Below are 14,245 nucleotides of genomic sequence, written 5' to 3' on the forward strand. Positions count from 1 at the left end.
CATTTATTTTCAAGCTCAATGAAAAACCACATGAATCATTGATTCATGTGGTTTTTCATTTGCTGAAGAATCTTCTTTTCCAGCCTTGACACCTGGACTTGGGAGATACCAAGCCTTGCCGCCACTTCCGATTGCGTCTGATCTTTATAATACCTCAGGAAAACAATCAGCCTTTCACGTTCATTCAATTCTTGTATGGCTTCTTTCAAAGCGATTTGATCGAACCAGGAGGTTTCATTATTGTCGGCAATCTGGTCAAGAAGAGTAATCGGATCTCCATCATTTTCGTAAACCGTTTCATGGATGGATGAAGGGCTCCTGCTAGCTTCTTGGGCCATGATGATTTCCTCTGGCGACAGCTCTAGATGTTCCGCCAATTCATTGACAGTCGGAACACGGCCATACGTCTTTGAAAGCTCCTCTTTGGCCCTGCGAATTTTATTCGCCATTTCCTTTAATGACCGGCTTACTTTAACCGTTCCGTCATCACGGATGAAACGTTGGATTTCACCTATGATCATAGGCACAGCATACGTTGAGAATTTCACTTCAAACGATAGGTCAAATTTATCCACGGACTTTAACAGACCAATACAGCCTATTTGATAAAGGTCATCCGGTTCGTAACCTCGATTGAGGAATCTTTGCACTACTGACCATACAAGCCTCAGATTGCTATTGACAATCAGGTTTCTCGCATCTTGGTCACCGCTCTGGCTGCGTTGGATTAAATTCCGCAATTCCTCATCTTTTAAATGGGGCTGGCCTTTCTTGCTCTTCTCGTTTTTAACCTCCACATCCATATGCAAGTCTCCCTTAATTGCACAAAGCTCTGCTTGTAGTTAAGTGCTTTTTTAATCGAATGATCGTGCCTTCGCCCTTATGGGAAATTATATTGATTTCATCCATGAAGTTTTCCATGATGGTGAATCCCATACCGGAACGTTCAAGTTCGGGTTTTGTCGTAAATAACGGCTGTTTAGCCTCCTCGACGTCTTCAATGCCCAGTCCTTCATCCCGGATGGTCAATTCCACAGTATCGCCTTCGATGATCACTGAAATGTATACCCAACCTTCCGGGTCACTCTCATACCCATGGATAATCGAATTCGTAACGGCTTCTGACACGACAGTCTTGATCTCTGTCAATTCATCCATCGTCGGGTCCAATTGGGCAATGAAAGCCGCAACAGTTACCCTGGCAAAAGATTCATTTTGGCTAAGTGCAGAAAATTTCGTTTCCATTTTATTTTTCATTTTAGGCAACCCCCAGTCTTTGCAAAGCGTTTTTTTCGGATAGTTCCATTTTAACAATTTTAAACAACCCTGACATCTCAAATAACCGCTTTACTGCCGGAGAAATTGCACATACCACCATTTCACCTTGCTTTTTATTCACCTGCTTATAGCGCCCTAAAATAACTCCAAGCCCTGAACTGTCCATAAAATCCAATTCTTCCATGTTAAGGATGATATGTTTGATATTATGCTTTTGAATGGCTGCCTCTGCCTGGTTTTTCAATTTTTCTGCTGTATGATGATCTAAATCACCTTTGAGACGAATGCACAATACGCGATTTTTCGCCTCCATATTAATCGTAAGACTCATTATATACAGCCTCCTTCACTGTCTTATAAAGAGTCAAATTCTCTTTTTAACCTGCCGATTCCTCCTTACTAGCAAAACTAGTGGAGTTTCGCCTAAATTAGTACGATTAACAGGCATTGCGACAATTTATTCTATTTCGCTTGGGTAAACATGCCGAAAGCCCGTTTATACAATTGCCACCAGCTGGCATTTTCAACAGTTTCCTTCGCAACAATCGGAGATTCGACATACACCTTGCCGTTTTTCTTCAATTCAAGCGTACCAATTTCATCACCTTTTTTAATCGGGGCATCCAAATCTTTATCAAGCGTGATTTTTTTTGTAAAGTCCTTTGCCGTTCCGTTTTTGGCTGTCAAAACTGAAATAGGTTCACTTGTCACACCCACCACCGATTTCTTGTCGCCTTTACTTACCTTTGCTTCACCTAACACCTCGCCGCGTTTATAAATCGGGTATGTGATATATTGTGAAAATGCATAATCTAACATCTTTGTGACCTGAGCGTTTCGTTCCTTAGGGGAAACGGCTCCGAAAACGACGGCAATGACACGCATATTCCCTTTTTTGGCGGTCGCTGTCAAACAATACTTCGCTTCATTTGTGAATCCTGTCTTCAGTCCATCGACCCCAGGGTAAAATTTCACTAATCTGTTCGTGTTGACAAGCCAGAATTTCTTTTCGGTATTTTCACGGAGATAATCTTCATATGTACCCGTGAACCTTGTAATCGTATCGTATTTCAATAATTCCTTCGCCATGATCGACATATCATGTGCCGAACTGTAATGATCTTTAACAGGAAGGCCTGTTGCGTTTTGGAACTTTGTATTTTTCAACCCGAGTTCTTTCGCCTTTTTGTTCATTTTCCTAACAAACTCTTCTTCCGATCCAGCTAGACGTTCAGCCATCGCCACCGATGCATCATTCGCCGAACCAATCGAGATGCCCTTGAGCATTTGTTCTGTTGTCATTTCTTCACCTGGCTCGAGGAAGATCTGGGAACCGCCCATCGATGCTGCATACTCACTAGTCCTGATCTTCTCCTTCATGCTAAGTTCGCCTTTATCGATCGCTTCCATGATCAGCAGCATTGTCATGATTTTCGTCATGCTTGCCGGCGAAAGACGAACGTCTGCATTTTTATCATAGAGAACAGTACCTGTATCCCGTTCAATCAAAATAGCCGATTTAGCATTTGCCGCCAATTCGACTCCTTTTTCCTCAGCTGCTTTTGTTTGTGGGACGCTAAAACCCATTGCTACCAATACGGTTAAAAATAGAGAAAGAATCCGCTTCATCTCCATACCCTCCAATCTTTATAGAATTTATTTTTTCCATTAAACCCATTTTTATACAAATAAAGATGAATTTTGAACATATACTGGATATAGGGTAACAAAGTGAACCAAATTAAAAGAGGATGCGCATGGGCATCCTCTTTTAAACTTTCTATGATATAAACGTAAAAAGGCCGCTCAAAAGCGCGGCCTTTTTTGGAAAATATTTATTCCATGATCTCTTTATAGATCAATGTAGGTTTTTCTACTTTCTCTTTTGAAATTGCAATGCTTTCATACAATTTTTCTTTTACCTTTGAAACATCTTCAAAGTTGCTGTAAATCGTCACAAGGGATTCACCTTTTGCCACGGTTTCCCCGATTTTTTTACGAAGTACCAGTCCGACTGCCAAATCAATCTCTGATTCCTTAGTCGCCCGCCCGGCACCTAACAGCATGGCTGCCGTTCCTACTTCATCAGCGATGATCTCCGATACATATCCGTCCTCTTTCGCTTCCAGCTCGAAAGTATGAGCAGCCTGCGGCAGTTTTTCCGGCTGATCCACAACTGATCCATCGCCTCCCTGCGCTTCTAGGAAAACCTTGAATGAGTTAAGTGCAGAACCGTCCTTAATCGCATTTTCCAGCAAGGTTCTTGCTTCTTTCAGAGAATTTGCCTTTTTGGCAAGGTATACCATATGGCTTCCTAGTGTTAAAGAAAGTTCCGTTAAATCTTCCGGTCCTTCTCCTTTAAGTGTATCGATGGCTTCCTTCACTTCTAAAGCATTTCCGATTGCGTAACCCAACGGTTGGCTCATATCGGAAATGACAGCCATCGTATTTCGCCCTACATTGTTTCCGATGCTAACCATTGCATGCGCCAACTCTTCGGAATCTTCAAGCGTTTTCATGAAAGCGCCCGCTCCCGTTTTAACATCAAGTACGATTGCATCAGCACCAGCGGCGATTTTTTTACTCATGATCGAGCCAGCAATCAAACCGATACTGTTAACGGTAGCCGTAACATCACGCAATGCATATAGCTTTTTGTCGGCTGGAGTCAGGTTACCACTTTGTCCAATGACTGCTATCTTATTTTTATTAACAAGTCGGATGAACTCGTCATTTTCTATTTCGACATGAAATCCTTTTACAGACTCCAACTTATCGATCGTTCCGCCTGTATGGCCAAGACCGCGTCCTGACATCTTTGCCACTGGAACACCTACAGCAGCAACCAATGGTCCAAGCACTAATGTTGTCGTATCACCAACACCGCCTGTTGAATGTTTATCGACCTTAATTCCTTCAATCATCGATAAATCAATTTGATCTCCTGATTCGACCATTGCCATGGTTAAATCAGCACGTTCCTGCTCATTCATGCCTTTGAAATAAACAGCCATTGACCAAGCGCTCATTTGATAATCCGGAATCGATCCGTCGGTAAACCCTTTGATGATGAACTGTATTTCTTCTGTAGTAAGAGCCTTTCCATCACGCTTTTTCTCGATTAAATCTACCATTCTCATATTAGAATCCCCACTTTTAAGGACACCGCTTCTCTTTAGGTGTACTTGTATTTTTTGGTCCGTTTTATATGTCTTTAACGATGTGCTTAACAAATTCCAGAAAGCTGCTTTTCACTTTTTCCGTCGTTTCAATTACCTCTTCATGCGATAAAGGCTGATCCAGAATGCCTGCGGCCATATTGGTAAGGCATGAGATTCCGAGCACTTTCATATCGCTATGCCTTGCTACGATAACTTCCGGGACTGTCGACATACCAACTGCATCCCCGCCAAGGATCCGTGCCATTTTCACTTCTGCAGGTGTCTCATAGGTCGGTCCTGTATTCCCGATATAGACACCTTCTTTAATATCCAATCCTAGTGAAGCTGCTATTTTTTTCGCTTGTGTCCGAAGGTCTTTATTATAAGCTTCCGACATATCAGGGAATCTAGGTCCGAAACGCTCTTCATTAGGACCAATCAATGGGTTTGCCCCCATTAAATTAATATGATCCGTAATGAGCATCAAGTCACCTGGTTCATAGCTTTCATTAACGCTTCCGGCAGCGTTCGTTACAATTAACTGCTCAACACCAAGAAGTTTCATTACACGTACAGGAAAAGTGACCTTCTCCATGGAGTAACCCTCATAAAAGTGGAAACGCCCTTGCATGGCTACAACTTTTTTGCCACTTAATTGTCCAATGACAAGCTGTCCAGCGTGTCCTTCAACAGTCGATACCGGGAATTCCGGGATTTCGTGGTATGGAATCGTTATGGGATTTTCAATTTCATCCGCCAATACTCCAAGTCCGGAACCAAGAATCAGGCCTATCTCCGGAGAGCCTTCAATTTTACTTTTTATAAATGACGCAGCAGTTTCTATTTTATTAAACATCTATTTAATCTCCCCTAAATTTAGATCGCCCAATATATTTTTCCCGTAGGCAGGCATTTTCACATCAAAGTTAGCAGCGACCGTCGCCCCGATATCAGCAAATGTATCTCTTATCGGGAGTTCGGCACCTTCTGTAAATCGTTTGGAATAAACTAATAAAGGTACATATTCACGTGTATGATCGGTTCCTTCATGAACCGGATCATTCCCGTGATCGGCAGTGATGATCAATAAATCATCCTCTTTCAGTTTATCAAGGACTTCCGGCATCCTAGCATCGAATTCTTCCAATGCCTTTCCGTATCCCTCTGGATCGCGGCGGTGACCGTATAAAGCATCGAAGTCGACTAGATTAAGGAAACTTAACCCTTTGAAATCCTGTTCTACCGTTTGGATTAATTTATCCATTCCATCCATATTGGATACGGTCCTTAATGATTCAGTGACGCCTTCCCCATCAAAGATATCCGAGATCTTCCCGATTGCGAGCACATCATATCCAGAATCTTTCAATTCATCCATTACTGTCCGGTTGAAAGGCTTCAATGCATAATCATGACGGTTAGGCGTTCTTTTGAAGTTTCCTGGTTCACCTGTGAAAGGTCTGGCAATCACGCGTCCAACCTTGAACTCATCAGCCATTGTCACTTCACGGGCAATTTCACAAATCTTGTACAATTCGTCTATCGGGACGATGTCTTCATGTGCAGCAATCTGTAATACGGAATCTGCTGATGTATATACGATCAGCGCACCCGTTTTCATATGTTCCTCGCCGAGCCTTTCAATGATTTCCGTGCCGCTTGCCGGGACGTTCCCAATAATTCCCCGACCCATCTTCGCCTCGAGTTCATTGACTAATAATTCCGGGAAACCATCCGGAAATACACGGAATGGAGTCGATATATTCAAACCCATGATTTCCCAATGTCCAGTCATCGTATCTTTTCCTGTAGAGGCTTCCTTCATTTTCGTATAGTATGCGAGAGGTTGCTGAGCTTTTTCAATCCCCTTGATTTCACGGATATTGCCTAAACCCAATTTTGCGAGAGTCGGCATGTTCAATCCATTCATTCTTTCTGCGATATGGCCGAGTGTATCCGCCCCTTTATCACCGAATAAATCTGCATCAGGTGCTTCGCCAATTCCAACTGAATCCATAACTATTACAAATATTCGATTAAATGCTGAATTCCCTTTCATGAGTCATTCCTCCTAAAATAGTAAATCACTTTTTATACTCTCTATAATACCCTTATTCTGCTCAGTTACTCTTCATTTTAAATGAAATCGTGAGAACGTCAGAAGTCTGACCTCTCTACATTGTAAACGATTACCATGATGGAGACAAATAATATATTTCGGAATAAAACAAAGTGCCAATAGAGCGTGCTTTAGAATCATCAGCAGCCCTTTACCAGTCAATACCACACTGAAATAAAAAGGCTGCTCCTTCAACCGCTTCGCGGTTAAATTCACAACCTTTCTATCATTCTACTATTCTTTTAAGCCCGCGGATGGAATTTTGAATATACATCCTTGATCCGTACGTTCGTAATATGTGTATAAATTTGAGTTGTCGAAATATCCGCATGACCAAGCATTTCTTGGACGGCACGTAAATCAGCCCCGTTCATCAATAGATGTGTCGCGAAAGAATGTCTTAGTGTATGCGGTGTAATTTCTTTTTCAATTTGTGCCGATTTTACAAGTTTTTTTAGAATCTTCCAAAATCCCTGCCTTGTCAGCCTGTTTCCATGATGATTCAAAAAAAGTGAATCTGTCCTATGCTTGGGGCTGGCCATTTTTCCCCGGGAACTTTCCATATAATGCTCAATCGCACCCAATGCTGTTTGGCCAATCGGAATGATCCTCTCTTTATTTCCTTTTCCTACACAACGGACAAAACCCATCGATGCATGGACATCACTTACATCCATGGATATCAACTCACTGACACGCATACCCGTCGCATACATCAGTTCTAGCATTGCCTTATCGCGTAAACCGAATTCATCCATTTTCTTTGGGGCTTCCAATAGTGCTTCAACCTCTTCCATGCTTAATACCTTTGGAAGACTTCGTTCCGGTTTTGGTGTTTCTATATGTATGGAAGGATCCTGATCGGTTACTTTTTCCCTTAGAAGAAATTGATGAAAAGACCGAATGGAGGCTATATGACGCGCCACCGTCTTCGATGATTTCCCTTGATCCTTCAAATGCACGAGAAAATGCAGGATGTTGACCCGCCGTGAATCATTCCAATCTTCGATGGCTTCAGCCTCTTTCAGAAAGCTCCAATATGATCTTAAGTCACGCTCATAGGAAACGAGCGTATTCTTGGCAAGCCCTTTTTCAATGGTTAAAAAATGAATGAAATCCCTAATTTGATTTTCCATATTCATTACTCCCCGTTTAAATAAAACAACATTAAGCGTTCAAGCCATGCATCATCACCCGTATCTACTGCCTTCGATACTTTTACAGCCATGCCTTTCGGTTCATCATAACGATGATAATCTTGATATTCCTGATTTAACCATACCATTCCTATATAAAAAAGAACAGTGAAGCCAACAAAGAGAATCATCACTTTAGCCGTATGCAAAACAAGCGATAATGATGTTTTCATCTTCTTTCCCCTCCCATTCGATCCTTTGTATCAATCTATGCCCAACAGGACAAGTTTTATACGTGTTTCGGAAAGGAGAAAACAAAAACAACTCTTACTTGAGAAAATAGGCTTTTAAAAATGCAGAAAACCTTCTCCATTAAATGGAAAAGGTCCGGCTTCATTCACCTTTATTTTCTTCTTTGTCATGACATCGATGACAAATGCCATGAAAGGTTAATCTATGGTCTTTTATCTTGAAGTTCCAGTCGCGTTCCACAATGTCTTCTACGTCTTCAAGTAGGTCTTCCTGAATCTCATCTACCGCACCACATTCCACACAAACAAGATGATGATGGAAATGCGCAGCTCCTTCTTGTCTTAAATCATAACGGGAAACCCCGTCTCCAAAGTTAATTTTATCTACTATCTTCAATTCAGTCAGCAACTCTAGCGTACGGTAAACTGTTGCCAATCCAATTTCCGGCGACTTTTCTTTGACAAGGAGGTAAACGTCTTCTGCGCTTAAATGATCCTCTTCATGCTCAAGTAAAACGCGGACGGTCGCTTCTCGCTGAGGCGTTAATTTGTAGCTGGACGAGTGTAACTGCTTTTTTATCCTATCAATTCTGTTTTCTATTTCCATACCTAATATTCCCTCCCGCGCCGCTATCCTATCCATTATATCAAAAGAGGGAAAACTGTCAAAATAGATTTCTTGTTAATGATAAAAAAATTTGCGGGAACGGCAAATTTCACTCAATGACCCAATAAACTTACGACATTTTTCATTAAAGAAGGGGATAGGTACGCTTCAAATGCAGCAGCTGTAATCAAAAATAATCCCGACAAAATCAATGAGAAAATATACCGTGAAATTATCGGCTTCAGCGGTTCACGAACCTGCTTTAGGAAAATCCGGCTGATCATTTTCATTGATAGCGAGACGGCAAGAACGGTTATCACGATGAATATCGGGACGATGAATATATTTTGGGGCAAAATAGCGACAAACGATAATAAAAAACCGCTCCATCCCATTTGATTGACTAAAAAGCCGACTGTGAATCCAACAACCATCCCTTTTATAAATAACAAAACCAGGATGACTGGCAAACCGATGACCGATATTCCGAGAATCCAGATGACCCCGATATATTTTATATTATGCATAATACTTTGGCTGAACATATCATGCGAAGAGGCAAATTCACCTTTGGATACTTGTCCGAAAAATTGCGATAAATAATAGAACAAGTCTTCCTTTTGGGTAAAGCTCAAACTATTCACCAATATTGCCCCAAAAATGACACCCATCAAAAAAAGCACAGTGATAAAGACATATAATGAGGAATGTTCGTTAATATGTTTCATTACGGCATTTTGTACGACAGATTTTTTTTTCATCTTTCATCCTCCCAACTCCGCTTACTAGAATCTATGTTTTCACTCTCTCATTTATGCTAAGAAAACTTTCTCCATCAGCCGAACACCTTGAGCTTAATTCATGTTATAATTTTCCATATTAACGATATGGAGGCAGGATATGAAAGCTATATTAATGGATTTTCCCGAAAAAATTGAAACCCCACGATTATATCTAAGGCCTTGTCAGCCTGGCGATGGCCTGGACGTTCACGAGGCCATTGTCCATTCCAAACCTGAATTGAAACAATGGCTGCCGTTTGCCCATCAAGATGTTTCTTTGGAAACTTCTGAACAGAATGTCCTTAAGTCTTTTTCGGATTTCATTTTAAAAGAGGATATCAGACTCCATATTTATAGGAAAGAAGACGATCAATTCATCGGCTCCACCGGTCTGCACCGAATTAACTGGGATATCCCTAAATTTGAAATTGGCTATTGGATTGATACGAGATACAGTAAACAAGGCTACATAACGGAGGCGGTAGAAAAGTTAACCAAATTCGCCTTTTACCATTATGGCGCAAAGCGGGTCGAGATCCGCTGTGATCCTAATAATATTGCCAGCAAACGGATTCCCGAAAAGCTGGGGTATACCCTTGAAGGAATTTTGCGTAATGACTGCCTTAGTGCAGATGGCAAGGAAGCGCGGGACACCTCCATTTATGCAAAAACAACAAACTAAAAAAGCCCTGACAGATCTCCATCTGTCAGGGCTTTTTTTCAGGTTAATTCCTTTTTGACCTTTCCGTATTTTCCTCCGCCCCCCACTTCAAAAGATAGCGTCCCTTTTCTGGCAGAATCGATGTAGCCCGCCAATTTTTCAGGAACGATTTCCTTAAGCTGTTCAAGCGTAACTTCATGTAGGATATTCATCTCTGTTCCAAATGCCACCAGCAGTTTTTCCATGGATTTAGGACCGAGTCCCGGGATGAAATCAAGTGGTACTTGATGGATATACGGCGGCCTTTCCCTACCATTTCTTCCGTCCGTCCCGGAAATGGAGAGCTCTTCAATCCTGGACGATACCCCTTTTATAATGGATTTATTACCGCATTCGGGACATTGTTCACTATCCCTCAATACCTGGTGTAAACACCCCGAACATACAGTTTGATGATACTTTCCCAATAAGGGGTTCAATCCATAATTAACGGTAACCTTACGATTCCCTTTTTCTTTAAGGGCTTTTGCCAGCTCATTGAAACTTGGTTCTTCAAGCAGGACTTTTTGATATTCACGAGCGATTTTCCCAAGCGAATGCGCATCGGAATTTGTTACGAATACATAGGAGTCCAACTCCTCGATATCCTTGACCATTTCTGTATCAGAGCTTAAACCAAGTTCGATGGCATCAATTAGCTTCGGATCGAATACTTCTGTCAGACTGGATCGCACCCCTTTTCCATATAAGCTTTTAAACGGGGTGAAAACATGTGCCGGGATAAACAGGCCGCCCAGTGATTTCACGATCTTTTGCAGCGTTCTTCCATCACAATAAATCCTTTGGGAGCTCAACGTAATATTTTTAACATGTCCGCTCAGCCATGAGGAGAATTCCTTCATCGCTTTTATAGTGGGAAAATAAGCGAGGACATGGATCGGTCCATTACAATTCTGATCATAAATTTCAATCTCCGAGCCTGGAATGATGGTTGTCTTCTTGTATTGAAGTCCGCCTTCAATCTTCTCCGTGATTTCGCCGTCCAGCATCCCCGCTTCGATTTCTTCGATAATTTCAGGAGAATGGCAATCGATTATCCCGATTAGATCAAGGCCCTTCCTTTCACTTGCCACTTGCAGCACATTGCTGAAGGTTAACGTTTTAGCACCTGTTATTTTCACGGCCCTTCCGCTTCTCGTTCTGCCTATATGGATATGCAGGTCAGCGTAAAACTCTTTCATTTACGATTTCATCGCCTTTTTCAACTGTAGATACTGAACTGCATATGCCGTTTTGGCATCTTTGATCTTCCCTTCATCCATATAAGTTTGAGCTTCCTCCAGCGTGAGTTCAATCATCTCGACGAATTCATCTTCATCCAGCGGGGCCGCATTTTCTTTCTTTTTCAAATTGTGGGCCACATATAGGTGGACCAATTCATCGGCGAAACCTGGGGATGTATAGAAGGATATGATGTGCTCCATTCTTTCACATTCATAACCTGTCTCCTCTTCCAGCTCCCGTTTAGCCGACAGAACCGGTTCTTCGCCTTTTTCCAGCTTTCCTGCAGGAATTTCCACCAAGCTTCTCTCCAGCGCTTTACGGTACTGTTCAACCATGATGATTTTATTTTCTGCCGTGAGAGCTATGATGGCAACCGCTCCCGGATGCTTGATTATTTCACGTTTACCCGCTTTCCCATCAGGAAGCTCTACATCATCCACTTGCAGGCTGATTACCTTTCCTGTGAAGATTTTTTCCGAAGACAGCGTTTTTTCTTCAAATTTTTTCATCCTGACCACTCCTCTGTTCTAATTGCAGCATGATTCCTCATACATTTTACCATAATAGAGATGGAGGGCGATTTAATGAAAGTTTACGTACTGGAAAAAAGCGTTACTTTATCCGGAAAGAGTTGGGAAATCCTTCAAAAACTAAAACAATTGCAAAATCAATATGTCTATATCAATGATTGGATAGCCGACATACACGATCAGGTGCCGCCCACTCCTTTAAAACGGATCAAGTGAATTCTTTGAGTGAAATGGATTTCTCCTTTACAATGAAATGTAAGGGAGTGGATAACATGAAAAAACGCAGACTAGGAAATTCAGACTTGCTAGTTTCTGAAATCGGGCTCGGATGCATGTCATTGGGGACTGTTGAAAATCAGGCATCCGAAATCATACAGGCCGCTTTAGATGAAGGAATCAATTATTTTGATACTGCTGACTTATATGATTTCGGCATGAATGAAGAAATCGTCGGAAAGAATTTAAAATCGGTCCGCGATAAGGTATACATAGCCACCAAGGTCGGAAACCGCTGGAATGAAAACAAAGATTCCTGGAGCTGGGATCCATCTGGCGAATATATTAAAACGGCAGTAAAAGATAGCTTAAAGAGATTGGGGACTGACTATATTGATCTGTATCAGTTACATGGCGGCACCATTTCAGACAATATCGGAGAAACGGTAGAAGCATTTGAAGATTTGAAAAAAGAAGGCTATATCCGATATTATGGAATTTCCTCGATTCGTCCGAATGTGATCAAGGAATTCACTGAAAAGTCTGAGCTTGATTCCGTGATGATGCAGTTTAATCTACTCGACCGCCGCCCAGAAGAGTGGATGTCCCTTTTGGCCAGCAAACAGATCAGCATTATCGCCCGTGGCCCGCTTGCCAAAGGGCTGCTCAGTGAAAAAATGCTTGAAAAGGCAAATGAGGATGGATACCTTGACTATGGCTATCACGAACTTAAAGATTTGCTTCCGCAAATAAAGGACAAACTTTCCGATAGGAAGTTGAATGAAACGGCACTTCAATATGTATTGTCCCATCCAAGCGTCGCTACCGTTGTACCAGGAGCAAGCTCAGTACAGCAGCTCCGTGAGAACTGCCAGGCCGCTAACAGTCCTTCACTGTCCAAAACCGAGTTGGATATCTTAAAGCAGTTGACCAAAGCGAACAAATATGAAAGTCACCGGGATTAAAAAGAATAGAACTAAACTAAATGTTTCAAATAAATCAGGCTGCACTATCTCCGTTTAACAACGTGATAGGCAGCCCTTTTCCGTTCCAACGTTTTTTTCGCCATACTGCTTCTGTACCGCTTTCAGGTTTCCCATCATTCTTAATCCCTTTCCAAACCAAATTTACTTCATACCAATTGAAATTTTTCATTGGACAACACAAACTAAGTATTATACAATTCAATTGTGCACAATTAAAATAAGAAGGTAAGGGAGAAAAAATGATGACAAAAACATTATTTACAACGTCTGTAACAGTTGATGGCGGAAGAGAAGGAACGGCTATTTCTGCTGACGGCAACTTCACGGTTGATATTGCGATGCCTGGAACACCAAGGGCTAAACAGATGCCTGAAGCATCTAATCCGGAACAGCTTTTTGCAGCTGGATATGCTGCATGTTTTGATAGTGCTTTGCAATCAGTTGGTAAAATTGAACGCGTTTCCTTCGATTCCAAAGTCACCGCAAGCGTCAGCCTATTGATGGGTGAGATGCATCAGTACAGCTTGGCTGTAACTTTGGCTGTGAAGGGATCCGGGGTTGATAAGGAGACATTCGAAACCCTTGTTCATAAAGCACATCAAATGTGTCCTTATTCAAAAGCAATCAACGGCAATGTGGACGTCGCCTTTGAAATAGATGTAGATTAAATCCGACAAAAAGACGCTTGGGGAACCCCAAGCGTCTTTTCTTTGCTAAAATTGCTGTAAAGTTTTCAATAGTTGGATCAGGGAAGCTTTTAAATCCTCAACCACCTTCTTATCATCACCCGACATAGCCGAAATGCGATCGGGAATGAAGCAGGCCTCTTCCTGTAAACCAAGTCCCTTTTCCGTCAACTTAATCATGACAGACCGTTCATCTTCAGTCGAACGTTCACGGACAATCAAGCCATTCTGCTCCATTCGTTTCAACATGGGGGTAAGCGTTCCTGAGTCGAGGGCAAGGAGATCCCCTAGTTTTTTTACTGTAAGTGTATCCTGTTCCCATAATAGAAGCAGGACCAGATATTGAGGATATGTCACTTCAAGTTTATCAAGCAGCGGTTTATATTTCTTCGTCATTTCCCTTGAACTTGCATAAAGCAGGAAACATAATTGGTCTTCCAGCACTTTTTCTATTTTACTTTGCATCATATCACCAGCTAATAGTAGTAGTCCATCCGATATGAAATCATATCGAACTTATCTTTAATATAATCGTTATACTTTATAAA

General features: G+C 41.7%; 19 protein-coding genes. 4 read left to right on the top strand and 15 right to left on the bottom strand.

All coding sequences use genetic code 11. The annotated features are described in order from the left end of the window. Positions 1-35: 35 nt before the first annotated feature. The 11 genes from sigF to spoIIM all read right to left on the bottom strand — a co-directional run bounded on the left by sigF (position 36) and on the right by spoIIM (position 9,313). Entirely contained in the window at positions 36-803 is a 768-nt protein-coding gene (sigF, locus tag ACIQZD_RS01460) for an RNA polymerase sporulation sigma factor SigF (protein ID WP_137016104.1), read from the bottom strand. A gap of 13 nt (positions 804-816) precedes the next feature. Further along, complete coding sequence (gene spoIIAB / locus ACIQZD_RS01465; RefSeq protein ID WP_053346844.1) at positions 817-1,257, bottom strand: anti-sigma F factor; 441 nt, start codon at positions 1,255-1,257, stop codon at positions 817-819. 1 nt (position 1,258) lies between these two features. After that, complete coding sequence (spoIIAA, locus tag ACIQZD_RS01470) at positions 1,259-1,609, bottom strand: anti-sigma F factor antagonist (protein ID WP_034308142.1); 351 nt, start codon at positions 1,607-1,609, stop codon at positions 1,259-1,261. A gap of 131 nt (positions 1,610-1,740) precedes the next feature. Then, positions 1,741-2,907 carry a D-alanyl-D-alanine carboxypeptidase family protein gene (locus tag ACIQZD_RS01475; RefSeq protein ID WP_402897496.1) on the bottom strand — a complete coding sequence of 389 codons (1,167 nt, stop codon included), beginning with the start codon at positions 2,905-2,907 and terminating at the stop codon, positions 1,741-1,743. 206 nt (positions 2,908-3,113) lie between these two features. Next, positions 3,114-4,418 carry a pyrimidine-nucleoside phosphorylase gene (locus ACIQZD_RS01480; RefSeq protein WP_402897498.1) on the bottom strand — a complete coding sequence of 435 codons (1,305 nt, stop codon included), beginning with the start codon at positions 4,416-4,418 and terminating at the stop codon, positions 3,114-3,116. 64 nt (positions 4,419-4,482) lie between these two features. Next, a complete protein-coding gene (locus tag ACIQZD_RS01485) occupies positions 4,483-5,295 on the bottom strand; it encodes a purine-nucleoside phosphorylase (protein WP_402897500.1) in 813 nt (270 codons plus the stop codon). Then, positions 5,296-6,498: a phosphopentomutase gene (deoB, locus tag ACIQZD_RS01490; protein WP_101222474.1), complete on the bottom strand. Its 1,203-nt coding sequence runs from the start codon at positions 6,496-6,498 to the stop codon at positions 5,296-5,298. It abuts the gene before it with no gap. A gap of 302 nt (positions 6,499-6,800) precedes the next feature. Continuing rightward, the gene (gene xerD / locus ACIQZD_RS01495; protein ID WP_101222475.1) at positions 6,801-7,694 is read right to left on the bottom strand and encodes a site-specific tyrosine recombinase XerD; all 894 of its coding nucleotides are present in this window, start codon (positions 7,692-7,694) and stop codon (positions 6,801-6,803) included. 5 nt (positions 7,695-7,699) lie between these two features. Continuing rightward, on the bottom strand, positions 7,700-7,927 hold the full coding sequence (locus ACIQZD_RS01500) for a YqzK family protein (protein ID WP_402897503.1): 228 nt from the start codon (positions 7,925-7,927) through the stop codon (positions 7,700-7,702). Between the two features lie 160 nt (positions 7,928-8,087). Then, entirely contained in the window at positions 8,088-8,546 is a 459-nt protein-coding gene (gene fur, locus ACIQZD_RS01505) for a ferric iron uptake transcriptional regulator (protein ID WP_101223459.1), read from the bottom strand. 119 nt (positions 8,547-8,665) lie between these two features. Then, a complete protein-coding gene (gene spoIIM / locus ACIQZD_RS01510; RefSeq protein WP_241592299.1) occupies positions 8,666-9,313 on the bottom strand; it encodes a stage II sporulation protein M in 648 nt (215 codons plus the stop codon). A gap of 139 nt (positions 9,314-9,452) precedes the next feature. Between spoIIM and ACIQZD_RS01515 the strand changes: the two genes are divergently transcribed. Continuing rightward, positions 9,453-10,016, top strand: coding sequence for a GNAT family N-acetyltransferase (locus tag ACIQZD_RS01515; RefSeq protein WP_402897505.1), 564 nt, complete (start codon positions 9,453-9,455; stop codon positions 10,014-10,016). A 38-nt stretch (positions 10,017-10,054) separates the two neighbouring features. On the opposite strand, the gene ACIQZD_RS01520 is transcribed toward ACIQZD_RS01515, so the two are convergent. Both ACIQZD_RS01520 and ACIQZD_RS01525 read right to left on the bottom strand, forming a co-directional pair. Next, positions 10,055-11,236, bottom strand: coding sequence for an endonuclease Q family protein (locus ACIQZD_RS01520; RefSeq protein WP_402897507.1), 1,182 nt, complete (start codon positions 11,234-11,236; stop codon positions 10,055-10,057). Beyond that, positions 11,237-11,788 (bottom strand): NUDIX hydrolase, encoded by a 552-nt coding sequence (locus ACIQZD_RS01525; RefSeq protein WP_402897509.1) that lies wholly within the window; start codon positions 11,786-11,788, stop codon positions 11,237-11,239. Between the two features lie 75 nt (positions 11,789-11,863). Here ACIQZD_RS01525 and mciZ point away from each other — a divergent pair, with 75 nt between their 5' ends. Beyond that, complete coding sequence (gene mciZ / locus ACIQZD_RS01530) at positions 11,864-12,025, top strand: Z-ring formation inhibitor MciZ (RefSeq protein ID WP_076365517.1); 162 nt, start codon at positions 11,864-11,866, stop codon at positions 12,023-12,025. A 56-nt stretch (positions 12,026-12,081) separates the two neighbouring features. Continuing rightward, complete coding sequence (locus ACIQZD_RS01535; RefSeq protein ID WP_402897512.1) at positions 12,082-12,990, top strand: aldo/keto reductase; 909 nt, start codon at positions 12,082-12,084, stop codon at positions 12,988-12,990. 34 nt (positions 12,991-13,024) lie between these two features. On the opposite strand, the gene ACIQZD_RS01540 is transcribed toward ACIQZD_RS01535, so the two are convergent. Beyond that, a complete protein-coding gene (locus ACIQZD_RS01540) occupies positions 13,025-13,180 on the bottom strand; it encodes a hypothetical protein (protein WP_402897514.1) in 156 nt (51 codons plus the stop codon). Between the two features lie 73 nt (positions 13,181-13,253). Here ACIQZD_RS01540 and ACIQZD_RS01545 point away from each other — a divergent pair, with 73 nt between their 5' ends. After that, positions 13,254-13,679, top strand: a complete 426-nt coding sequence (locus ACIQZD_RS01545; protein ID WP_053535641.1) for an Ohr family peroxiredoxin — start codon at positions 13,254-13,256, stop codon at positions 13,677-13,679. 45 nt (positions 13,680-13,724) lie between these two features. Here the strand turns inward: ACIQZD_RS01545 and ACIQZD_RS01550 are convergent, their stop codons facing one another. Next, a complete protein-coding gene (locus ACIQZD_RS01550; protein ID WP_402897516.1) occupies positions 13,725-14,162 on the bottom strand; it encodes a MarR family winged helix-turn-helix transcriptional regulator in 438 nt (145 codons plus the stop codon). Between the last annotated feature and the right edge of the window lie 83 nt (positions 14,163-14,245).

The organism is Peribacillus sp. NPDC096447 (assembly GCF_044762725.1).
Classification (GTDB): Bacteria; Bacillota; Bacilli; order Bacillales; family DSM-1321; genus Peribacillus.